Here is a 21,620-nt window from a genome sequence, read left to right as displayed (position 1 = left end):
CAGGCCTCTCCATGTCCCACGTTCACAAAATCGCAGCCATCGCCGGCGACGGCATCGGCAATGAAGTCCTGCCCGAAGGCCTGCGCGCCGTCGAAGCCGCCGCCCGCCGCTTCGGCCTGACGCTGCAGATCGACACCTTCCCCTGGGCCAACTGCGAGTACTACGCGCAGCACGGCGAGATGATGCCGCCGGACTGGAAGGAACAACTGCAAGGCTACGACGCCATCTACTTCGGCGCGGTCGGCTGGCCCGCCACGGTGCCGGACCACGTCTCGCTGTGGGGCTCGCTGCTGAAGTTCCGCCGCGAGTTCGATCAATACATCAACCTGCGCCCGGTGCGCCTGTTCGACGGCGTGCCCTGCCCGCTGGCCGGCCAGCGTCCCGGCGACATCGATTTCTTCATCGTGCGCGAAAATACCGAGGGCGAGTACACCAACCTGGGCGGGCGCCTGTTCAGCGGCACCGATCGCGAAATCGTGATCCAGGAATCGGTCTTCACCCGCCACGGCACCGACCGGGTGATGCGCTACGCCTTCGAGCTGGCCAACCGCCGCCAGCGCAAGCAGCTCACGGTCGCCACCAAGAGCAATGGCATCGCCATCAGCATGCCCTGGTGGGACGAGCGCGCCGACGCCGTCGGTCAGCAGTATCCGGACGTCAAGACCGACAAGCAGCACATCGACATCCTGGCGGCGCGCTTCGTGCTGCAGCCGCAGCGCTTCGACGTGGTGGTGGCCTCCAACCTGTTCGGCGACATCCTGTCAGACCTGGGCCCGGCCTGCACCGGCACCATCGGCATCGCCCCTTCGGCCAACCTGAATCCGGAACGCGCCTTCCCCTCGCTGTTCGAGCCGGTGCACGGCTCGGCGCCCGACATCTACGGCCAGGGCATCGCCAACCCCATCGCCATGATCTGGTCGGGCGCGCTGCTGCTGCAATTCCTGGGCAGCCAGGACGCGCATGACGCTATCCTCGCGGCCATCGAACACTGCCTGAAGGAGGGTCCGCGCACGCCGGACCTGGGCGGCCAGGCCCGCACCGAGGACATCGGCCGCGCCATCGCCGCGCACATCGAAGCGCACGGCTGATCCCGGGCGCGACGAGCGCCCTCCTCGCCGGGAAGGCGGCGAATCCGCCGTCCTCAAAGCAGAACGCCGCCCGAGGGCGGCATTCAGCTTGCGGCGATGGCGCGCGGCGGACGCGTCAGGAACGCGCCGGCACCGCGGCGGCGGGACCCCCCCGGCGCGCCTGCACCGCGATCCACTGCGCCAACAGCGCGGCGGCGGCGAACGCCACGCCCGCGCCGATCCACGGCCCCTGGCGCATGCCGGCATCCAGCAGCAGGCCGAAGGCCAGCGGCCCCAGCGCCGAGCCCACGTCCATGCCCGAGTACACCAGGCCATAGACCGAGCCGGTCGAACCCTTGGGCGTCACGCGCCGGATCAGCATGTCGCGCGACGGCGCGGCCACGCCCGAGCAAAAGCCGGCCAGCGCCACCACCGGCGCGGCGAACAGCGCCGGCACCAGGCCCAGCGCCAGCACCACCAGCGTCAGGCCGGCCAGGATCAGCGCCACCATCACCGTGCGCTCGGTGCGCGGGTTGGCCGACACCAGGAAGCCGCCGGCCGCCATGCCCACGGCCGATGCCACCATGTAACCGGACAGCGCCGAGCTGGCCGCCACCTTGGACAGGTCGTACAGCTGGCCCAGCAACGGGATGGTGTAGTTCTGCACCGACGACAGCGCAATCGAGGTGCAGGCGAAGAACAGGAAGGCGCCCCAAAGCGCCGGCCGCGACAGCAGCGTCGCGAGCGTCGTCAGCACGCCTTCCTGCGGCTTGGGCGCCAGGCGCGCGCCGGCCCTGGCGTCACCGGCCTGGACCGGCTCCGCCCCGCCCAGCAGGTGGCGGCCCAGCACGGTCAGCAGCAGCACGCAGGCCACCAGCGCGGCGGCGCTGTAGGCCGCCACGCGCCAGTTGGCCAGCAGCGTGATCGAGGTCATGAATACCGGCGTCAGGGCCCAGCCCAGGTTACCGGTCAGGCCGTGCGCCGAAAAGGCATGGCCCAGGCGCGGCGCGGTGATGCGGTGGTTGATGATGGAATAGTCGGCCGGGTGGAACACCGAATTGCCGATGCCGCCGACCACGGCCGCCGCCATCAGCATGGGGTAACCGCTGGCCGAGCCGATCAGCACGCCCGACAGCACGAAACACGCCAGGCCGAACCACAGCACCGGCCGCGCGCCGATGCGATCCACCACGAAGCCGGACGAGGCCTGGCCGATGCCCGAGACCACGTAAAAGGTCGACACCAGCAGCCCGAGCCGGGCGAAATCCAGCCCGAATTCGTTGCCGAGCGAGACATACAGGGAGGGCAACACCAACTGGAAGAAGTGCGACGAGGCGTGGGCCACGCCGATCAGCAGGATGATCTGCCAGTCGCGCCGGCGGACGGCGGCGTCCGAGGCCGGGGAGGATGCAGCGGTAGTCATGGCGCAAAACCGCGGGCAGCGGCGAAAAGCGGCCGTCCCATGGATGGCGCGCGGGTTGTCTCCGGCAACGTCCGGCCGGGCCGGCGTTGTCTCTGTGGCGAATGCGGCGCGGGGCCGTGCCGGCGGCGGGATGACCCACCGGCCGGCATCGCTCTTGCTCTGTCGCGGCGGCCCTGCACTCGAGCCGGGCCGCCGTGGATGCTTACTGGGCCTTCTCGCGGATGGCGGGCCAGGCGCGCTGCAGGTAATACAGCATCGACCAGACCGTGAGCACCGCGGCAACGATGATCAGGATGTCGCCCAGCAGCTTGCTGGACACGCCGTAGATCGGCTGGTTGTACAGCAGGCAGGGAATCGCCACCATCTGCGCGGCGGTCTTGAACTTGCCCAGCCGGTGCACCGCCACGCTGGCGCTGGCGCCAATCTTGGCCATCCATTCGCGCAGCGCGGAAATGGTGATCTCGCGGCCAATGATGATCAGCGAGATGAAGGCATCGACGCGGCTCAGGTCCAGCAGCACGATCAGCGCGGCGCAGACCATCAGCTTGTCGGCCACCGGATCCAGGAACGCCCCGAACGCCGACGTCTGGTTCCAGCGGCGCGCCAGCCAGCCGTCGAACCAGTCGGTGAGCGCGGCGATGATGAACGCCCAGGCGGCGAATGTGTCGCGCACCGGCACGGACATCCAGCTCTCGGGCAGGTAGAACAGCCCGACTACCAGCGGGATCATGGCGATACGCAGCCACGTCAGGATGATGGGTACGTTAATTGGCATAGTGTCCGTATGCTACCTCAGCCAGGTGGCGTTGGCTGTCTCGCGGCCATCGACGGGCCGGAAAGTGGCCGGTCTCAGCCGCGCAGCGCCTCATAGATCCGTTCGGCCAGTTCCTCGGAAATCCCGTCCACCGACGCCAGGTCCTCGATGCTGGCCGACGCCACGCCCGAAAAACCGCCGAAACGGGCCAGCAGGCGCTGCCGGCGCCGCGCCCCGACCCCTTCGATCTCCTCCAGCCGCGACACGTTGCGGGTCTTGGCGCGGCGCGCGCGCATGCCGGTGATGGCAAAGCGGTGCGCCTCGTCGCGCACCTGGGCGATCAGCATCAGCGCGGCGGACTCGCCGCCCAGCGCCACCGGCGGGCGGCCGTCGGCGAACACCAGGGTTTCCAGGCCGACCTTGCGCCCTTCGCCCTTGGCCACGCCCACCAGCGCCTGGATGTCCAACCCCAGCTCGGCAAATACCTGGCGCGCCACCTCGACCTGGCCCTTGCCGCCATCGATCAGCACCAGCCCGGGCATCTGGGCCTCGCCGTCGGCCACCTTGGCGAAGCGCCGCGTCAGCACCTGGCGCATGGCGGCGTAGTCGTCGCCCGGGGTGATGCCGGCGATGTTGTAACGGCGGTACAGCGACGGCTGCATGTCGTGGTGCTCGAACACCACGCAGGACGCCTGGGTGGCCTCGCCAGCGGTATGGCTGATGTCGAAGCACTCGATGCGCAGCGCATCCAGCGCCGCCTCGTCGGTATCCAGGTCCAGCGCCTCGGCCAGCGCCAGCGTGCGCGCGGCGCGGGCGCCCGATTCGGTCAGGGCGCGCGCCAGCGCCATCTCGGCATTCTTCTGCGCCTGTTCCAGCCAGGCGCGGCGCGCCCCTTGCGGCCGCGTCAGCACGCGCGACGGCCGGCCGCCGGCCTGCTCGACCAGCAGGTCGATGAGGCCGGCGTCGGGCAGCGCGTGCGAACAGACCAGCACCGGCGGCAGCGCGTTGTCGGTGTAGTGCTGGGCCACGAAGGCTTCCAGCACCTGCGGCGCGGCCTCGCCTTCGGCGTGGGTCGGAAAGAACGGCTTGTCGCCCAGATGGCGCCCGCCGCGCACCATGGCCAGGTTGACGCAGACCTTGCCGCCGGCGATGGCGACGGCGACGATGTCGGTGTCCTCGCCGCTGACGTTTTCCATGGTCTGCTGGTGCAGCACCCGCGCCAGCGAACCCATCTGGTCGCGCAGCGCGGCCGCTTCCTCGAAGCGCAGCGCCTCGGCGGCCGCCAGCATGCGGGCCTCGATCTCACCCATCACGTCCTTGGCCTCGCCGTTCAAAAAGCGCACCGCGCGCTGCACGTCCGACGCGTAGTCGGGCGCCGCGATGGCGCCGACACAGGGCGCCGAGCAGCGGCCGATCTGGTGCAGCAGACAGGGCCGGGAACGGTTGGCGAACACCGTGTCCTCGCAGGTGCGCAGGCGGAACACCTTCTGCAGGATCTGGATGGTCTCGCGCACCGCCCAGGCATTCGGGTACGGGCCAAAGTACTGGCCGCGCTTGTTGGTGGCGCCGCGGTAATAGGCGATACGCGGCCAGTCGTGGCCGGTGATCAGCAGATAGGGGTAGGACTTGTCGTCGCGAAACAGAATGTTGTAGCGCGGCTTCAGGCTCTTGATGAGGTTGTTTTCCAGGATCAGCGCCTCGGCCTCGGAGCGCGTGACGGTGACCTCCAGCCGCGCCACCTTCGCCACCATCTGGGCGATGCGCGGGCTGGCCAGGTTCTTCTGGAAATACGACGAGACGCGCTTTTTCAGGTCGCGCGCCTTGCCGACATACATGACCTCGCCGGCCGCATCCAGGTGCCGGTAGACACCCGGCAGATGCGGCAGGTCAGCCAGGAACGATTTGAGATTGAAGTCGTCGGGCATTCTGGTAACGGCTTTCGGCCTGCAGGGCGTCCCAGTCGGGCGCATCGAAACGCGGCATCAGGCGGCGGATGCGGGCCACCGACTCGGGCGCGTGGTCGAATTCGAGCCGCGCCAGCAGCTCGTCGGCCAGGTCGGGCCGGTTGCACACCAGCACCATGTCGCAGCCGGCGCCCAGCGCGGCCTGCGCGCGCGCCAGGATGTCGCCGGCAACCGAGGCGCCTTCCATGGTCAGGTCATCCGAGAACACCACGCCATCGTAGCCCAGGCGGGTGCGCAGGATATCCTGCACCCAGCGCTTGGAGAAACCGGCCGGGTGCTTGTCGACCTTGGGATAGATGACGTGCGCCGGCATCACCGACGGCAGCACGGCGTCGCCCAGCCAGGCGTAGGGCGCGGCGTCGTCTTTCAGGATGCGTTCGAGCGGACGCGGGTCGACCGGGATCTCGTGGTGCGAATCCGCGCCAACGAAACCATGTCCCGGAAAATGCTTGCCGCAGGCCGACATGCCCGCCAGCGCCAGGCCCTGGATCAGCGCGCGCGACAGCATCGTCACCACCCGCGGATCATGGTGGAAGGCACGGTTGCCGATCACCTTGCTGACGCCGTAGTCCAGGTCCAGCACCGGCGTGAAGCTCATGTCCACGCCGCAGGCGCGCAGCTCGGCGGCCAGCACGTAGCCGGCTTCGGTTGCCAGGCGCATGGCGGTCAGCGGATCGCGGTCCCACAGCGCGCCCAGGTCGCGCATCGCCGGCAGCGGCGTGAAGCCGTCTTCGCGGAAGCGCTGCACCCGGCCGCCCTCATGGTCGACCAGGATCAGCAGGCGCTCCTTGCGCGCCTTGTGGATCTGGCGGGTCAGTTCGGTCAGTTGGCGGCGGTTCTCGAAATTGCGCGCGAACAGGATCACGCCGCCCACCAGCGGGTGGCGCAGGCGCTTCTTTTCCTGCTTGGTCAGCACGGTGCCGGCCACATCGACCATCACGGGACCGGGCGGCAGCGCCCGGGATTTCTTCTTGGCCATCGGCGTGTCCTTCAGTCTGTGTCTTGCAGGCCGGCCCGCGGGCTCAGGGCTTGCGTTCGACCACCACATAGGCGGCGGCCATGTCGGATTCATCGGTAATGGAAACATGCGCGGCGCCGAAGCGCTGCACATACCATTGCAGCAGTTCGGGCGCGATCACCAGCACCGGCCGGCCGCCCGGCGCGTTCAGCGTCTGCACCCGGCGCCAGGTCATGGGCATGCGCATGCCCAGCCCCACGGCCTTGGAAAAAGCCTCCTTGGCGGCAAAGCGCGTTGCCAGAAAGCGCAGGCCGCGCGCCGGATCGCGAGCGCGGCGGGCGTGGAACTTGGCCAGTTCCTCGGGCCCCAGGATCTTCTCGGCAAAGCGATCGCCATGGCGCGCCAGGGCGCGCTCGATGCGGTCGATGCGCAGCAGGTCCATGCCGATGCCGCCGATGGCGGCCGGCGCGGGGACGGCGAGAGGCGGTTCGGGCTGGGGCATCGCTGCGGCGCCGTGAAAAGGGATCGGGCCCGGGCTCAACGGCCGCGCAGCGCTTCCAGGCGGGCCTGCACCATCAGCGCCTTCATGTCGCGCACGGCTTTTTCCCAGCCGTCGAACACCGCCTGCGCCACGATGGCGTGGCCGATGTTGAGTTCGGAAATGCCGTCCAGCGCCGCCACCGGCTTGACGTTGCCGTAGTGCAGGCCATGGCCGGCATTGACGCGCAGGCCGTGGCGCAGCCCTTCGGCCACCGCCGCGCGGATGCGCGCGAGTTCGGCCTCGGCGGCGTCGCCCTCGGCGTCTGCATAGGCGCCGGTATGCAGCTCGATGACCGGCGCGCCGGCGCGGGCGGCGGCCGCGATCTGCGCCGGATCGGGATCGATGAACAGCGACACGCGGATGCCGGTTTCCGTCAACAGGCCGACCGCGTCCGTCACCGCCGACAATGCGCCCGCCACTTCCAGCCCGCCCTCGGTGGTCAGTTCGGTACGCTTTTCCGGCACCAGACAGACGTCGCTGGGCTTGACCGCGCAGGCGATCTCCAGCATCTCGGGCGTGACCGCGCATTCCAGGTTCATGCGGGTGCGCAGCAACGGCCGGATGGCGTAAACGTCGGCGTCCTGGATGTGGCGGCGGTCTTCACGCAGATGCAGCGTGATCAGGTCGGCGCCCGCGTCCTCGGCGCGCAGCGCCGCCGCCACCGGGTCGGGATAGGTCGTGTGACGCTGCTGCCGCAGGGTCGCGACGTGATCGATGTTTACACCAAGTTCTATCATTGCACTTTCGTCGTTTCTTCCCAGCCGCCGCCCAACGCCTTGTAGAGTTCCACACGGTTGATCAGCGCGGCCAGGCCGGTTTGCACCAGCGCCAGCTGGGCATTGAAAAAGTCCACTTGCGCGGTCTGCACCTGCAGATAGCTGTCGATGCCATTGGTATAGCGCAGATTCGACAGTTCCAGCGTGCGCGCCGACGAATCCTGCAGCGCGCGCTGGGCGTCCAGCTGGGCGCCATAGGTGGCCTCGCCGGCCAGCGCGTCCGAGACTTCGCGGAACGCCTGCTGGATGGTCTGCTCGTATTGCGCCACCGCGATGTTGTCGCGCGCCTTGGCCAGGTTCAGGCCTTCACGGATGCTGCCGCCCGCGAACAGCGGCGTGGTGATCGACGGCGAGAAGCTCCAATAGCCCTGCCCGCCCTTGAACAGCGTATCCAGCGACGGGCTGGCCACGCCGAACAGGCCGGTCAGCGAGATGGTCGGGAAGAACGCCGCGCGCGCCGCGCCGATATTGGCATTGGCCGACTTCAGGTTGTTCTCGGCGGCCAGGATGTCCGGGCGGCGCTCCAGCAGGTCGGACGGCAACCCGGCCGGCACGCTGGCCAGCAACTGGTCGCGGCCGAACGGCGCGGGCGCGGGCAAGTCCTCAGGCAACGGCGCGCCCAGCAGCAGCACCAGCGCATTGACGGCCTGGGCCTGGGCCCGGGCCAGCTGCGCCAGGTCGGCCGAGGCCGTATCCAGCAGCGACTTGGACTGGTTCAGGTCCAGCTCGGAAGCGACCCCGCCGTCGAAGCGGCGCTTGACCAGGTTGTACGACTCCTGGCGCGAGGCCAGCGTGCGCTGGGTCAGTTCCAACTGCACTTGCGCCGCGCGCAAGTTGAAGTACGACTGCGCCACCGCGCCGATCAGCGTGATCTGGGTGCTCTTTTGCGCCTGCTCGGTCGACAGGTACTGCTGGTACGCCGCTTCCGACAGGTTGCGCAGGCGGCCGAACAGGTCGATCTCGAAAGTGGTCAGGCCGATGCCGGCCTGGTACGAACTGCTGATCGAGCCAGCCCCCGGCTGGCGCATATTCTCGGGCAGGCGTTGGCGCTGGCCCTGGATGCCGGCGCCGATACTGGGCCATTGCGCGCCGCGCTGCACGCCGTACTGGGCGCGCGCCTCTTCGACCCGCTGCACCGCCACGCGCAGGTCGCGGTTGTTGACCAGCGCCAGTTCGATCAGCCGCTGCAGCCGCGGATCACGGAAGAAATCGCGCCAGCCCAGGCTGGCCGCCGGCGTGCCGGCCTGCGGCGCCACCGCGGCGGCCGGCTGCGTGCCCAGCGATGTCGGCGTGGCGTACGCGCCGTACTGCACCTTGGGCTGGTCCGGCCAGTTGCCGGAGACCGGCGCGTCGGGACGCTTGTAGTCGGGCGCCAGCGAGCAGCCGGCCAACGCCACCGCCACGAAGGCGGACAAGGCGGTCTGTTTGAACATCAGGGCGCTCATTCCTTGCCCTCCTGGCCACCGTTGGGTTGTGCGGGAGCGTCCAGCGGGGTCTGCCCCGCGGCCGCCTTCTTGGCCGCCTGCTCTTCCTCGAACGCGCGCAGCTCGGCGCCCAGCAGGCGCGGGCGGGTCTTGAACAGGCCCAGCACCACCACGAAGAAGGTCGGCACGAAAATCACCGCGAACGGCGTGGCGGCCAGCATGCCGCCCAGCACGCCCAGGCCCACCGCGCGCTGGCTGGCGGCGCCGGCGCCAGTGGCCATGGCCAGCGGCACCACGCCCAGGATGAAGGCCAGCGAGGTCATCAGGATCGGCCGGAACCGCAGGCGCGCGGCTTCCACCGCCGCCTCGTACAAGCCCATGCCGCGGGCGTACTGGTCCTTGGCGAACTCCACGATCAGGATGGCGTTTTTGGCCGCCAGCCCGATCACCGTCACCATGCCCACCTGGAAGTACACGTCGTTGGACATGCCCAGCGCGCTGACCAGCGCCACCGCGCCCAGCATGCCCAGGGGCACCACCAGCATCACCGAGATCGGGATGGCCCAGCTTTCATACAGCGCGGCCAGCACCAGGAACACCACCAGCAGCGACAGGCCCATCAGGATCGGGGCCTGGTTGCCGGCCTGGCGTTCCTGGTAGGACAGCCCGGTCCATTCGTAGCCGAAGCCTTGCGGCAGCTGACCCACCAGCCTTTCCATCTCTTCCATGGCCTGGCCGGTGGTGTAGCCGGCCGCGGCGCTGCCGCCGATGCGCATGGATTCGTAGCTGTTGTAGCGCACCACCTGCACCGGGCCCTGCGACCACTTGGCCGACACGAATGCCGACAGCGGCACCATGCCACCCTGCGCGTTGCGGGCGTTGAGCTTGAGCACGTCGGACAGCTGCATGCGGTACGGCGCATCCGCCTGCACCCAGATGTTCTGCATCCGGCCCAGGTTGGGGAACTTGCTCAGATAGGCAGACCCGACGGCAGTGGAGATCAGCGTGGCCGCTTCGTCGAAGTTGACGCCCAGGGCGGCCGCCTTGTCGCGGTCGATGTCCAGCGTCAGCTGCGTGCCGGCCGACAGGCCGGTCAGGCGCACCTGCGACAGCATCGGGCTCTTCATGGCCATGCCCATCAGTTGCCCGGTGGCCGCGGCCAGCGCGTCGGTGCCGGCCGCGCCGCGATCCTGCAAACGCAGGTCGAAACCGGTGGCGTTGCCCAGCGACGAGATCGCGGGCGGCACCAACGTGAACACCATGGCGTCGTGGATGCCCATCAGTTGCTTCTGGAAGGCATTGAACGCAATGGCGCCGGCCGAATCGCCCTTGCCCTTGCGGTCCTTGAAATCCTTGAGCGTAGTGAATGCGATGGCGGCGTTCAGGCCGTTACCGTTGAAGCTGAAACCCTGCACGGTGATGATGTTCTCGACCGCGGGAATCTGGCGGAAGTAGTCCTCGACTTCCTCGATCACCTCCACCGTGCGGTTGGCGCTGGCGCCGGTGGGCAGTTCGATGTTGCTGATCACGTAACCCTGGTCTTCCTCGGGCAGGAACGACGACGGCAGGCGCAGATACAGCCAACCCAGCAGGATCACCAGCACCAGGAAGGCCAGCATCATGCGGCCGCCCTTGTGCAGGATGCGCGACACCCAGTTCTGGTAGCCGTGCGTGGTGGCGTCGAACTTGCGGTTGAACCAGCCGAAGAAACCCTTCTTCTCGTCATGGTGGCCCTTGGGCACCGGCTTGAGAATGGTCGCGCACAGCGCCGGCGTGAAGGTCAGCGCCAGCAGCGCCGAGAAGAAGATCGACACGGCCATGGCCACCGAAAACTGGCGGTAGATCACCCCCACCGACCCGCTCATGAAGGCCAACGGCAGGAACACCGTCACCAGCACCAGCGTGATGCCGACGATGGCGCCGCTGATCTGCGGCATGGCTTTCTTGGTGGCCTCCTTGGGCGGCAGGCCTTCGGTCGCCATGATCCGCTCGACGTTCTCGACCACCACGATGGCGTCATCCACCAGGATGCCGATGGCCAGCACCATGGCGAACATGGTCAGCACGTTGATCGAGAATCCCAGCGCCAGCATGACCGCGAACGAGCCCAGCATGGCCACCGGCACCACCAGCGCCGGAATCAGGGTGTAGCGCACATTCTGCAGGAACAGGTACATCACCAGGAACACCAGCACCATGGCTTCGGCCAGGGTGTGCAGCACCTGCTCGATCGAGACCTTGACGTAGGGCGCGGTGTCGTAGGGAATGGCGTAGGTGATGTTGCCGGGGAAGTACTTGGACAACTGATCCATCTGCTGGCGCACGCCCTGGGCGGTGGCCAGCGCGTTGGCGTCCGGCGAGAGCACGATGGCGAAGGCGGCCGTCGGCTTGCCGTTCAGGCGGGCGCCGAACTGGTAGTTGTCGGCGCCGACCTCGATGCGGGCGACGTCGCGCAGCAGCACCTTGGAGCCGTCAGTGTTGGCGCGCAGCACGATCTTGCCGAAGCCTTCGACGGTGCTGAGCTGGCCATTGGCCACCACGGTGGCGGTGATGCGCTGCGAATCGGGGTTGGGCGGCGCGCCGATGCTGCCGCCCGACACCAGCACGTTCTGCGAGGAGATGGCCTGGTTGACCTGGGCCATGCTCAGGTTGAAGCCCACCAGCTTGGCCGGGTCGACCCAGATGCGCATGGCGCGCGGCGCCGCGAACAGCTGGAACTGGCCCACGCCCGACACCCGCGACACCGGATTCTGGACGTTGCGGGTGATGTAGTCGGCCAGGGCCGTCTGATCGAGCGAACCGTCGGTCGACGACAGCGTCACGATCATCAGGAAACCGGTACTGGTCTGCTCGTACTTCAGGCCCTGCTGCTGCACCGCGGACGGCAACTGGGCGATGACGTTGGATACCCGGTTCTGCACGTCCACCTGCGCCAGGTCCGGATCGCGCCCGGGCGCGAAGGTGGCGGTGATGGTCGAGGTGCCATAGGAATCGCTCACCGACTCGTAGTAGATCAGGCCTTTGGCGCCGTTGAGCTTGTCCTCGATGATGCTGGTGACCGATTCGGCCACTTCCTTGGCCGACGCGCCCGGATAGGTCGCGGTGATGGTGATGGCCGGCGGCGCCACGTCGGGGTACTGCGAAACCGGCATGTTGGGGATGGCCAGTATCCCCGCCAGCAGGATGAACAGGGCGACTACCCAGGCGAAGATTGGTCGATCAATAAAAAATTGCGGCATGTGGGCTGACTCTGAAAGCGATGCTCACCAAAGAGGAACGCAGCGCGTTGCGCTGCGAGCCGCTTACGATTTCTGCGGGGCCTGTTGCGCCGGTTCGGCCGGCTTGGCCCCCGGCTCGGCCGGCTTGGCGCCGGGCTGCGCCGGCTGGCCGCCCGCGGCGGGCGCGGCGCCCGACTTGTTCCAGGGACTGGCCTGCACCGGCGCGCCGGGACGGATTTTCTGGAAACCCTCGACCACCACGACGTCGCCGGCCTTCAGGCCACTGGTGATGATCCACTTGTCCTTGATCGCACCGCCGGTGGTGACGGGCAACTGTTCGATCTTGTTGTCCTTGACCAGCATCAGGCTCTGCGAGCCATCGGCCGTGCGCTGCAGCGCCTGCTGCGGCACCATCAGGGCCTTGTCGTCCACGCCCTGCTCCAGGCGCACGCGCACGTACATGCCGGGCAGCAGGATGCCATCGGGATTCGGCACCTCGGCGCGCAGGTTGACCTGGCCGGTGCTGGGATCCACGGTGATGCCGGTGAACAGCAGCTTGCCGGCATGGTCATATTCGGAACCGTCTTCCAGCACCACGGTGGCGCGGGCGGCATCCTTGCCCACCTGTTGCAGCTTGCCGCTGGCGAAGGCGCGGCGCAGCGCGGCCAGGTCGGAGGTGGATTGGGTGAAGTCGACGTAGATCGGGTCGAGCTGCTGCACCGTGGCCATCTGCGTGGCCGAGGTGGCCTCGACCAACGCGCCCTCGGTCACCAGCGGCTTGCCGATACGGCCCGTGATGGGCGAGGTGACATCGGTGTAACCCAGGTTGATGGCAGCGTTGTCCTGTGCCGCCTTGGCCGCGGCCACGGTCGCATCGGCCTGGCGGTAGGCCGCCACGGCGTTGTCATATTCCTGCTTGCTGACGGCGTTGGCCTTGACCAGCGGCGCGTAGCGGTCGGCCAGCAGCTTGGCGCTGAACAGGTTGGCCTGGGCCTGCTTGAGCTGCGCCGTGGCCTGATCGTAGGCGGCCTTGTACGGCGCCGGATCGATCTTGAACAGCAGCTGTTTTTCCTTGACGTCGCCGCCCTGTTCGAAGGCGATCTTCTGGACGATACCCGTGACCCGCGCGCGGATCTGGGCATCGCGCACGGCGTCGACCCGGCCGGGCAATTCGGAAATGATGGGAGTACGCTGCGGTTGCACCGTGATGACGCTGACCTGGGGCATGCCAGGGTTCATTTGCGGCTTTTCACCGCACCCCGCCAACAACAGCGCGAGGACGCCCCCGGAAAGAACCAGACCTGAGACACGTTTAGGCGAAAACCGCATTGAAACCCCCGCGAAGTTAACCGCGCCAAGCGACCGCAACAATGTGACGGCGTCTGCCAACCGCCGTGTCCGGTTGCCGAAGGCGGCCGCGGATTCACAGCGGCCGTGTCCGACCGCTGTATTTGACCGCAATAAGCCATTGCGATCAAAGCAAAACCCCGCACCCCGCCAGTGACACGTGAATAGCCCGTTAATGTAACTCAGTTATTGGGGAAATCACCGATTTTCACAGCGGCGAGGGGCCTCGCGAGGGGATTTTGACAACGCCGCTCAGACGTCGGCGACCTCTTGCAGGTTGCCCAGGAAGACATAGCCCACGCCATGCACCGTATGCAGCGGCAGCCGCCCGCCCGCCTGCCGCACCTTGCGCCGCAGCCGGCAGATCGCCACGTTCAAGGCCCGCAGATTGGTGCTCTGGCGCGGCAGCATCAATTCCTCGCGCAGCACCGCAAGTTCTTCACGCAACAGCTCCTTGCGCGGATTGCGCAGCAGGCACTGGAAGCAGGCGCGCTCGACCTCGGTCAGGTCCAGGCGCGTGCCTTGCGGCGTCAGCAGGGTCCAGCCATGGTAGAGCAGGCTCCACCAGCCATCGAGGCGGACGGGAAACTGCCCGGCGGCCAGCGGCGACGGGCCGGTCCCGGCGGCGGCAGGGGTCGGCCGCGGCGCGGAAGCGGACACGAGCGGGCTGGAATGCGGGGCACGGATGGTCATGGCGAAGTCTCCACCGGGACGAGCCACTAGACGAAGGCAGTGGTCGGCACCGGAACAAGGTTTCAAGTCTTGCCGAAAGACTACCGTCGATGCCCCGCTTGTGCGGCGCCACCCCCTGCGAATCAGACAAGTCCGAGCCCCCTGCCGGTCAAGCAGTGCGCTTGCCGTTGCGGTGGATGTCGTGGGCCACGAAGCAGCTATCCTGGGTAGGCCGCGCCAGGACGTCGGGCTTGGCCAGCGTCTGGCGAATATCGGCCAGCCCCGACTCCCAGTGCTCGCGCATGGCCTCGGTGCCGAACTCGTAGTCCTTCGAGAAGCGCTCGCGATGCTTGGCCTCGTAGATCAGGTTGATGATGTTGGTGGCCGGGATCTTGGCCAGCCGGCGGATTTCCGCCAGCTCGGACGCGCCGCGCTCTTTTTCGGGCAGCCGCTCGAGGAGTTGCTGCAAGCAGTGGCGCAGTTTCAGCACGCGCCGCAACTGGTCGGTGACCATGCGGGTACGGCTGGAATACTGGATGTCCTTCTGGCGCTCGGCCACTTCCTCCAGGGAGGTCGGCAGCCCCCCGCGGGCGGGCCACAGATCGACCTGGAAGGCCAGCGTGTCGCGCAGGTTATCGCTGGTCAGCACCTGGGCCAGCGGCGTATTGGACACCATGCCGCCGTCCCAATAATGCTCGCCGTCGATCTCGACCGACGGAAACCCCGGCGGCAAGGCGCCCGAGGCCATGATGTGTTCGGGCCCGAGTGTATGCGTCTGGGTGTCGAAATAAGCGAAGTTGCCGCTGCGCACATTGACCACGCCGAAGCTGGCGCGCACCGCGCCCGAATTGAGCAGGTCGAAATCGATGTACTCGCGCAGGGTCGCCATCAACGGGGTGGTGTCATAGAAACTGGTGGACGCGGCGCCCTTGCCATGCACCCAGTAGGGTGGCGGAAAGCGCGGCTTGAAGAACCCCGGCTGGCCCGAAAACAAAGCCTGGAAGGCCGACAACTGGCCGTTCATGGCGGGCGAACCGAAGCCGAAGGGAATGCCCTCGAACATGCCGGCCAGCGTGTCGCCCCATGGCACCGACGCGAATCCGGCCGGCCGGCAGATGCTTTCCCAGAACCCGCGCAGCCGCTCGACCCGCTCGTCCTCGGGCGAACCGGCGATGATGGCCGCATTGATCGAGCCGATCGAAATGCCGGAAATCCAGTTGGGACGGATGCCCGCCTCGTGCAGCCCCTGGTACACGCCGGCCTGGTAGGACCCCAGAGCCCCCCCGCCTTGTAGCACCAGGGCCACGGTGTCATAGGGCGGCGTTTTGCCGGTATCCGGGGGGGCGGCCTTGCTGCGTGTACTCATGCGGGCTCCTTGCAGAAAACTAGGGCTTGGTCTTGTCCGGCAGTTGCGGCGTGGCGATGCCGGCGCGGAAGGGATACTTGGCGAAGATCTCGGCCACGGCCTTGTCGACGCGCTGCGCCGACGCCGCCATTTCGGGGTTGCGCACCTCGCCGACCGCGACCCCTTCCCACACCAGTTGCTTGCGGCGCGAGTCGATCAGGTCGATATTGAGAGTGCCTTCGGTGTACTGGTAGACGGTGTCGCCCCAGCCATAGCCGGGCCAGCCGCCATAGAAGCCGGAGCGGTAGCCGTAATACGGTCCCATCGGCGGCGGCGCCTCGGTCACCTGGGTTTTTTGCCGCAGCTTGCCGTTGAAGTTGACCAGCAGGTCAGGATCGACGGCGCTGTAGACATAGCCGCGCATTTCCATCTGGCCGCGCGTGGCGTTCTTGAGGCGTTCGGTCAGCAGGGTGCTGTAGCCGGCCTTGTCGGTGCCCAGCGGCGACATGTAGCCGAAGGTCCGGTAGCGGGAGAAATCCGCCTGATGATCGTAGTCGCTCTTGACGGTGGGCCCGGTGGCACAAGCCGCCAGTAGCGCCACCATGGAACCCGATGCCAGCAATTTCAGCGCGTTCATGTCGATCTCCTGGAAGGCGGGGCCGCGAGCGCCCCCTGCGTCTACACCCATCAACACATCCTGAGCGCACCCATAGTGCCGCGAAGCGGATAAAGTTTCAACAGCATCTCATTCTCATCGCATATTTCCCGACCGGCGGCGCAGGCTCCATTACACTCGGGGCTGACTTCCAGACCCTGACCACACCTGATACCCATGTTGGAACTCGACGGCTCGATTTGGTTTCGTTCCGGCACCCAAAACTGGGGCGGCAAGAACCGCATAGACCTGCTGGCGCAGATCGACGCCACCGGCTCGATCACCGCCGCGGCGCGCGCGGTGGGCATGAGCTACAAGGGCGCCTGGGATGCCATCGATGCCATGAACAACCTGGCGGGCGAACCGTTGGTGCTGCGCGCGGCCGGCGGCAAAGGCGGCGGCGGCACGCGCCTGACCGACCGGGCCCGCGGCCTGATCGCGACCTTCCGTGCGCTCGAATCCGAACATCGAAGATTCATGGAAAACCTGGCGCGCGCCGGCGTCGACGCCAGCGGCGATCTCGATTTGATGAGGCGATTCATGCTGAAAACCAGCGCCCGCAACAAACTCATGGGCACCGTGATCGAGGTGCGCTCCGGGGCCGTCAACGACGAAATCCTGCTACGTATCGCTGGCGACCAGATCATCACCGCCACCATCACCCGCGACAGCACCCCGGAACTGGAACTGGCGCCGGGCAAGGAAGCCCTGGCGCTGGTCAAGGCCTCGTCGGTCATCGTCGGCGCGCCGGGCGCCGGCCTGCGGCTGTCGGCCCGCAACCAGTTGTCGGGCACGATCGCGGCGGTGCGCACCGGCGCGGTCAACAGCGAAATCCTGATCAGCCTGGCGGGCGGCACCACCCTGGCGGCCATCGTCACCCATGACAGCGCGCGCGACCTGGGCCTGGACGAAGGCGCGCAGGCGGTGGCCATCTTCAAGGCGTCCAGCGTGATCCTGGGCGTGCTGGACTGAGCCGGCGCCCGGCGCGGCCCGGCGTTTGCGCGGCCTGCCGCGCGGCAGGCCGGCCGCGTTCAGATGCCGACGTCTTCGTCGCGGCGCCGCACCCGGCCCTCGCGCACCTCGAACACTTCGTCGGCCAAGGCCTCGACATCGGCCGGATCATGCGTGATCAGCAACATCGGCACGTCCAGCCGGCGCTGCAGCGCATTCAGTTCCTGCCGCATCTTGCCGCGCAGCTGCGCATCGAGCGCCGAGAACGGCTCGTCCAGCAACAGGATGTCGGGTTCGAGCATCAGCGCGCGCGCCAGCGCCACGCGCTGCTTCTGCCCGCCCGATATCTCGTGGGGATAGCTGCCAACGATGGCGCCCAGCTCGAACGCATCGACCCAGCGCCGCGCCTCGGGCGAGACCGCGCGCCGGGGCGGATTGAACCAGCCGCGGCGCGAGCCGAAGGCGATGTTCTGCGCCACGGTCAGGTGCGGAAACAGCGCGTAGTCCTGAAACAGGTAGGCCACGCGGCGCGCCTGCGGCGCGACGCTGACGCCGGCCGCGGAATCGAACAGCACCCGGCCATTGACCACGATGCGGCCGCCATCGGGCCGCAGCAGGCCGGCCACGGCCCGCAGCGTCAGGCTCTTGCCAGCGCCGGAGGGGCCGAACAGCGCAATGCGCTTGGCCACTGACGAGAACGCCACGTCCAGCGAAAAATGCCGGTCGCCCGACACCATGTTCTTGCGAATGCGCAGGTCGACGCTCATTGCCCGCCTCCACTGCGCCGGCCGCGCAGCGGCACCAGCTTGCCGGCCGCCACCAGCACCACCACGCAGGTGATGGAGGTCACCAGCACCAGGAAATTGGCGGTGGCGTCGTCGCCGGCCTGCACCGCTTCGTAGATGGCGACCGACAGGGTCTGGGTGCGGCCCGGCAGATTGCCGGCGATCATCAGCGTGGCGCCGAACTCGCCCAGCGCACGGGCGAACGCCAGCAACACGCCGGCGACAATGCCGCGCGCCGCCAGCGGCAGCGTCACACGGAAGAACACGCCCGCCTCGCATACGCCCAGCACGCGCGCCGCGCTTTCCAGTTGCGGATCAACGTTTTCGAAGGCGGCGCGGGCCGACTTGAATACCAATGGAAAAGCCACCACCGAGGCCGCGATGACCGCGCCCTGCCAGGTGAACACCAGCTCGATCCCCAGCGCCGCCAGCTTCTCGCCGAACACGCCGCGCCGGCCCAGCAGCACCAGCAGGTAATAGCCCAGCACCGTCGGCGGCAACACCAGCGGCAAGGTCAGGACCGCGTCCAGCAGGTCACGCCCAGGCCAGCGCCAGCGCGACAGGCCATAGGCGGCCGCGGTACCGGCCACCGTAGCCAGCAACGTGGCCCAGCCCGCCACTTTCAGGGTCAGCAGCAGGGGCACCCAAACCGGATCGTTCATCACATACCGCGATCGAATCTGGCCACGGCCTCAGGGTTTCTGGAAACCGTAGCGCGCCAGGATCTCCTGGCCGGCCGGCGACATCACATAGGCCACGAAGCGCTGCGCCTCCTTCGTGGCGGCATCGCGCGCGGTCAGGGCGATGGGATACGTGACCGGGGTCTGCGACGGCACGCGCACGGCAACCTTGACCTTGTCCGGCATGATGGCCGCGTCGGTGGCGAACACGAAGCCGGCATCGACCTCGCCACGCGAGACGTAGTCCAGGCTCTGGCGCACATTCTGCGCCAGCACCGCCTTGGCCTGCACCGCATCCCACAGGCCGGCGGCCTGCAAGGCGCCCTGCGTGTAGCGGCCCACCGGCACCGAAGCCGGGTTGCCATAGGCGACGCGCTTGATATCGTCGCGCGTCAGGTCCTTGAGCGCGGTAATGCCGGCCTTGCTGTCGGCCGGCACGATCAGCACGACCTGGTTGGCGGCGAAATCCACGCGGGTGTCGGCCTTGACGGCCTTTTCCTTGACCGCTTTGTCCATCGCCTTCTGGTCGGCGGACGCGAACACGTCGGCGGGCGCGCCTTTGATGATCTGCTGCAGCAGCACGTCGGAAGCGCCGAAGTTCAGGATGACCTTGCTGCCGGCATGCTCCTTTTCGTAGGCCTGCGCCACCGCCTTGAAGGCATTGGTCAGACTGGCGGCGGCCGACACGACCAGCTCGCCGGCATGGACGGCGGGCCCCCAGCACGCGGCGGCCAGGGCCAGCGCCAGCGCCAGGATCGGATGTTTGCGCAACATGAAGCTCTCCTCGGGCAAGATCTATCTCGGTAACGAAATATATAGAGGTATATAACGCTCGTCAATTTGCGCCCCGGGGCGGCTTGCGCCAAGTCAATGCAAGGGGGAACGGGAAAGGCCGGCGCCGCGCTCAGCCGCGCTCGACCGTGGTGACGCGCGCCGAGTCCGGGCCCAGCGCCGCCCGCAGGCATTCGAGCGCCAGTTCGGGGCGGGCGGCCCCGCACATGAAGATGTCGAGCGCCGCGAACTGGTGCTCGGGCCAGGAATGGACGCTGATGTGCGACTCGCTCAGCATGACCACGCCGGTCACGCCAGCGCCCGCGCCGAAATGGTGGAAATGGGTGCCCAGCACCCGCGCCCCGGCGGCCTCGGCGGCCCGCAACAGTTCGCGTTCGAGCGCTTGCGCGTCGCCCAGCAGGCTGGCGGACACGCCGTGGAAATCGGCCAGGATGTGGCGGCCGGGCGTCGCGTGCAGGGTCACTTGTGCGACCCGCCCGACGACCAGCCCGAACTGCCCGAATAGCCGCCCCCCCCAACTGCTGCCCCCGCCGCTGCTCATGCGCGCACTGGGGGAATTGGCGCCGGTGGCGGCCATGACCACGATGATGGCGTAGATGGCGTAGATGAACTTGCCCATGCCTCAGTCGTCCTTTGACATCTTGTCCGCCAGGCTGGCCGGCAGCCACAGGAACGCCAGGCCGATCAGGAGCGGCAGGATGCGGCCGCTGAAGATATTGCCCATGTTGAGAAAACCCATGGCGATGGTGGCGAACCAGGCCCACTGGCGATAACCGCCGGACGAGGCGGCCCGCGGCATCGCCTTCTGCTTGGCCAGCGCGGGATCGCCGAACCATTCGGCCAGTTGGGCCGGCGCCACCGGCGCGGATGCCGACCAGCCCACTTCGGCCGCCCCCTGCTCGCGCGTCAGCTTGAGGTTGCCGGCCTTGTAGTCGGTGATCATGGTGCTGTCGCCGACCTTCACGCGCCAGTTGAAGGCGCCCAGCGCCAGCTCGACACGCGAAGTGTAGTCGTACAGCTTGTGGTACAGCTTGGAGCGCCAGCGCACGCTGGTGGCGTTGTTGTGGCTGGGCCAGGTGTCGCAGACCTGCACGCGTTCCCAGCCCTCGTCGGTCTGCACCAGCCAGATGAAGCCGCGGGTCGGGCTGAACAACAGGTATTCGATCCAGTCCGACGGCTCTTCGGGGTCCGGGTCGGCGCATTTCATCAGGCCGATCAAGGTATAGGCGGCGCCATCGATCCTGGCGCTGGCGCCCAGCGCCAGCGTGGTCTTGATGGCCTGGACCTTGCGCGCCTTCTCGATGACCTCGGCGGTCTCGCCGGCGCAATCGACCGTGGCCGCGCACGATGGGCACACCACCTGGGTCGCCATGGCGGCGACGAAGCTGATCGGCGCGCCACAACTGGGGCAGTCCAGCGCCTTGATCTGGCCGCGGAAACGGCCGGCGGTTTCCTCGACCTGCTCGTTCGAGCGCAGCGTGGCCGCCTGCATGCCCGCCAGGTCGAAGGCCTTGCCGATATAGAGTTCAGGCTCGGGGCCGTCGGAAAAGTCCAGCGTCAGGAACGCGTCCAGGCTGCGGAAGTCCGCCACCTTGGCTTCCCAGCCGTCGCCCGGCACGAACGGCAGCTCGCCCTGCGCGCCGCCAGCGCGGCAGCGGCGCACATCCGAGGCGGTGAAGCGCTGGCCGTCCAGCTTCATGTCGTCGCCGGGCGCGATGTCGGCGAAGGCGGGCAGGCCCTGCACCGTCTTGACCTTGCGCCGGCGGGTGATGGCGTACTGGCCCGAGGCGTCCGACAGCCAGCCGTCCGAGCCGTCATCGAACCACAGGTACCACTCGTTCCAGAAACCGTCCTCGTAGCGCAGCTGGATACGGCCGATCACATCGAAGCGCTTGCCTTCGAACTGGCCTGCGGCGCCCAGGCACAGCGGCGAATAGTCTTCCAGCACCTCGGCGCTTTCGCCGATGCGCTTGACCGACTCGGCGTCCTTGAGCAGCGTGCTGCGGCAGGCGCCGCAGACCGCCATGACCGACGCCGTGGAAGTGAACTTGACGGGTGCTCCGCACTGCGGACACAGGACCTGCTGCATGGGCGGGTGGCGTTCAGCTGGTGAGTTTTTTCAGGACCTCGGCCTTGGCCGTGTCGTAATCGGCCGGCGTGATCAGGCCCTTGTCGAGCAGATCCTTGAGCTGCTGCAACCGCTGCACCGGGTCGCCGCCCGAGGCAGCCGCGCCCGCCGCCGCGCCGGCCGCAGCCGGGGCGCCGGCC

Annotated in this window: 20 protein-coding genes; 2 read left to right on the top strand and 18 right to left on the bottom strand. The window is 67.9% G+C overall.

All coding sequences use genetic code 11. The features are described 5' to 3' along the window. The first annotated feature begins 11 nt into the window (after positions 1-11). Positions 12-1,088 carry a tartrate dehydrogenase gene (locus tag HV701_RS24230; RefSeq protein ID WP_175135555.1) on the top strand — a complete coding sequence of 359 codons (1,077 nt, stop codon included), beginning with the start codon at positions 12-14 and terminating at the stop codon, positions 1,086-1,088. Positions 1,089-1,203: 115 nt separating this feature from the next. On the opposite strand, the gene HV701_RS24225 is transcribed toward HV701_RS24230, so the two are convergent. The 12 genes from HV701_RS24225 to HV701_RS24170 form a co-directional block, all read right to left on the bottom strand. Then, positions 1,204-2,490 (bottom strand): MFS transporter, encoded by a 1,287-nt coding sequence (locus tag HV701_RS24225; protein ID WP_175135554.1) that lies wholly within the window; start codon positions 2,488-2,490, stop codon positions 1,204-1,206. A gap of 202 nt (positions 2,491-2,692) precedes the next feature. Further along, positions 2,693-3,265, bottom strand: coding sequence for a CDP-diacylglycerol--glycerol-3-phosphate 3-phosphatidyltransferase (gene pgsA / locus HV701_RS24220; RefSeq protein ID WP_175135553.1), 573 nt, complete (start codon positions 3,263-3,265; stop codon positions 2,693-2,695). 74 nt (positions 3,266-3,339) lie between these two features. Further along, positions 3,340-5,169, bottom strand: a complete 1,830-nt coding sequence (gene uvrC, locus HV701_RS24215; protein WP_175135552.1) for an excinuclease ABC subunit UvrC — start codon at positions 5,167-5,169, stop codon at positions 3,340-3,342. Beyond that, positions 5,132-6,187, bottom strand: coding sequence for a beta-N-acetylhexosaminidase (nagZ, locus tag HV701_RS24210; protein WP_175135551.1), 1,056 nt, complete (start codon positions 6,185-6,187; stop codon positions 5,132-5,134). Before nagZ ends, uvrC begins: the two co-directional genes overlap by 38 nt. Before the next feature lie 43 nt (positions 6,188-6,230). After that, the gene (acpS, locus tag HV701_RS24205; RefSeq protein WP_175135550.1) at positions 6,231-6,668 is read right to left on the bottom strand and encodes a holo-ACP synthase; all 438 of its coding nucleotides are present in this window, start codon (positions 6,666-6,668) and stop codon (positions 6,231-6,233) included. A 35-nt stretch (positions 6,669-6,703) separates the two neighbouring features. Then, positions 6,704-7,444: a pyridoxine 5'-phosphate synthase gene (pdxJ, locus tag HV701_RS24200; RefSeq protein WP_175135549.1), complete on the bottom strand. Its 741-nt coding sequence runs from the start codon at positions 7,442-7,444 to the stop codon at positions 6,704-6,706. Further along, entirely contained in the window at positions 7,441-8,928 is a 1,488-nt protein-coding gene (locus tag HV701_RS24195) for an efflux transporter outer membrane subunit (RefSeq protein WP_175135548.1), read from the bottom strand. Before HV701_RS24195 ends, pdxJ begins: the two co-directional genes overlap by 4 nt. Then, positions 8,925-12,146, bottom strand: coding sequence for an efflux RND transporter permease subunit (locus HV701_RS24190; RefSeq protein ID WP_175135547.1), 3,222 nt, complete (start codon positions 12,144-12,146; stop codon positions 8,925-8,927). Before HV701_RS24190 ends, HV701_RS24195 begins: the two co-directional genes overlap by 4 nt. Positions 12,147-12,209: 63 nt before the next feature. Further along, positions 12,210-13,454, bottom strand: a complete 1,245-nt coding sequence (locus tag HV701_RS24185) for an efflux RND transporter periplasmic adaptor subunit (RefSeq protein ID WP_175135546.1) — start codon at positions 13,452-13,454, stop codon at positions 12,210-12,212. A gap of 270 nt (positions 13,455-13,724) precedes the next feature. Next, positions 13,725-14,165, bottom strand: a complete 441-nt coding sequence (locus HV701_RS24180; protein ID WP_175135545.1) for a winged helix-turn-helix domain-containing protein — start codon at positions 14,163-14,165, stop codon at positions 13,725-13,727. 148 nt (positions 14,166-14,313) lie between these two features. Next, positions 14,314-15,510: a DUF3734 domain-containing protein gene (locus tag HV701_RS24175; protein ID WP_175135544.1), complete on the bottom strand. Its 1,197-nt coding sequence runs from the start codon at positions 15,508-15,510 to the stop codon at positions 14,314-14,316. 19 nt (positions 15,511-15,529) lie between these two features. Next, a complete protein-coding gene (locus HV701_RS24170) occupies positions 15,530-16,126 on the bottom strand; it encodes a DUF4136 domain-containing protein (protein ID WP_175135543.1) in 597 nt (198 codons plus the stop codon). Positions 16,127-16,321: 195 nt separating this feature from the next. Between HV701_RS24170 and HV701_RS24165 the strand changes: the two genes are divergently transcribed. Next, the gene (locus tag HV701_RS24165; protein ID WP_175135542.1) at positions 16,322-17,116 is read left to right on the top strand and encodes a TOBE domain-containing protein; all 795 of its coding nucleotides are present in this window, start codon (positions 16,322-16,324) and stop codon (positions 17,114-17,116) included. 59 nt (positions 17,117-17,175) lie between these two features. Here the strand turns inward: HV701_RS24165 and HV701_RS24160 are convergent, their stop codons facing one another. The 6 genes from HV701_RS24160 to HV701_RS24135 all read right to left on the bottom strand — a co-directional run. Then, the gene (locus HV701_RS24160; RefSeq protein ID WP_175135541.1) at positions 17,176-17,862 is read right to left on the bottom strand and encodes a sulfate/molybdate ABC transporter ATP-binding protein; all 687 of its coding nucleotides are present in this window, start codon (positions 17,860-17,862) and stop codon (positions 17,176-17,178) included. Then, complete coding sequence (gene modB / locus HV701_RS24155) at positions 17,859-18,542, bottom strand: molybdate ABC transporter permease subunit (RefSeq protein ID WP_175135540.1); 684 nt, start codon at positions 18,540-18,542, stop codon at positions 17,859-17,861. The genes HV701_RS24160 and modB overlap by 4 nt, the downstream gene beginning before the upstream one ends. A 30-nt stretch (positions 18,543-18,572) precedes the next feature. Next, positions 18,573-19,334: a molybdate ABC transporter substrate-binding protein gene (modA, locus tag HV701_RS24150; RefSeq protein ID WP_175135539.1), complete on the bottom strand. Its 762-nt coding sequence runs from the start codon at positions 19,332-19,334 to the stop codon at positions 18,573-18,575. Positions 19,335-19,464: 130 nt separating this feature from the next. After that, a complete protein-coding gene (speD, locus tag HV701_RS24145; RefSeq protein ID WP_175135538.1) occupies positions 19,465-19,815 on the bottom strand; it encodes an adenosylmethionine decarboxylase in 351 nt (116 codons plus the stop codon). Positions 19,816-19,974: 159 nt separating this feature from the next. Then, positions 19,975-21,441, bottom strand: a complete 1,467-nt coding sequence (locus HV701_RS24140; RefSeq protein WP_175135537.1) for a DUF4178 domain-containing protein — start codon at positions 21,439-21,441, stop codon at positions 19,975-19,977. A 13-nt stretch (positions 21,442-21,454) separates the two neighbouring features. After that, positions 21,455-21,620: SHOCT domain-containing protein (locus tag HV701_RS24135; protein ID WP_175135536.1), on the bottom strand; the 166-nt coding region annotated here is incomplete at its 5' end.

It is taken from the genome of Achromobacter pulmonis, assembly GCF_902859765.1.
Classification (GTDB): Bacteria; Pseudomonadota; Gammaproteobacteria; order Burkholderiales; family Burkholderiaceae_B; genus Achromobacter; species Achromobacter pulmonis.
Note: the sequence above shows the minus strand (reverse complement) of the source record. Positions and strands in the feature narration are given on the sequence as shown.

Excerpts from the sequence above, each read along its gene's own strand:
- HV701_RS24230 (WP_175135555.1), top strand. The coding sequence starts at position 12 with ATGTCCCACGTTCACAAAATCGCAGCCATCGCCGGCGACGGCATCGGC.
- HV701_RS24225 (WP_175135554.1), bottom strand. The coding sequence starts at position 2,490 with ATGACTACCGCTGCATCCTCCCCGGCCTCGGACGCCGCCGTCCGCCGG.
- pgsA (WP_175135553.1), bottom strand. The coding sequence starts at position 3,265 with ATGCCAATTAACGTACCCATCATCCTGACGTGGCTGCGTATCGCCATG.
- uvrC (WP_175135552.1), bottom strand. The coding sequence starts at position 5,169 with ATGCCCGACGACTTCAATCTCAAATCGTTCCTGGCTGACCTGCCGCAT.
- nagZ (WP_175135551.1), bottom strand. The coding sequence starts at position 6,187 with ATGGCCAAGAAGAAATCCCGGGCGCTGCCGCCCGGTCCCGTGATGGTC.
- acpS (WP_175135550.1), bottom strand. The coding sequence starts at position 6,668 with ATGCCCCAGCCCGAACCGCCTCTCGCCGTCCCCGCGCCGGCCGCCATC.
- pdxJ (WP_175135549.1), bottom strand. The coding sequence starts at position 7,444 with ATGATAGAACTTGGTGTAAACATCGATCACGTCGCGACCCTGCGGCAG.
- HV701_RS24195 (WP_175135548.1), bottom strand. The coding sequence starts at position 8,928 with ATGAGCGCCCTGATGTTCAAACAGACCGCCTTGTCCGCCTTCGTGGCG.
- HV701_RS24190 (WP_175135547.1), bottom strand. The coding sequence starts at position 12,146 with ATGCCGCAATTTTTTATTGATCGACCAATCTTCGCCTGGGTAGTCGCC.
- HV701_RS24185 (WP_175135546.1), bottom strand. The coding sequence starts at position 13,454 with ATGCGGTTTTCGCCTAAACGTGTCTCAGGTCTGGTTCTTTCCGGGGGC.
- HV701_RS24180 (WP_175135545.1), bottom strand. The coding sequence starts at position 14,165 with ATGACCATCCGTGCCCCGCATTCCAGCCCGCTCGTGTCCGCTTCCGCG.
- HV701_RS24175 (WP_175135544.1), bottom strand. The coding sequence starts at position 15,510 with ATGAGTACACGCAGCAAGGCCGCCCCCCCGGATACCGGCAAAACGCCG.
- HV701_RS24170 (WP_175135543.1), bottom strand. The coding sequence starts at position 16,126 with ATGAACGCGCTGAAATTGCTGGCATCGGGTTCCATGGTGGCGCTACTG.
- HV701_RS24165 (WP_175135542.1), top strand. The coding sequence starts at position 16,322 with ATGTTGGAACTCGACGGCTCGATTTGGTTTCGTTCCGGCACCCAAAAC.
- HV701_RS24160 (WP_175135541.1), bottom strand. The coding sequence starts at position 17,862 with ATGAGCGTCGACCTGCGCATTCGCAAGAACATGGTGTCGGGCGACCGG.
- modB (WP_175135540.1), bottom strand. The coding sequence starts at position 18,542 with ATGAACGATCCGGTTTGGGTGCCCCTGCTGCTGACCCTGAAAGTGGCG.
- modA (WP_175135539.1), bottom strand. The coding sequence starts at position 19,334 with ATGTTGCGCAAACATCCGATCCTGGCGCTGGCGCTGGCCCTGGCCGCC.
- HV701_RS24140 (WP_175135537.1), bottom strand. The coding sequence starts at position 21,441 with ATGCAGCAGGTCCTGTGTCCGCAGTGCGGAGCACCCGTCAAGTTCACT.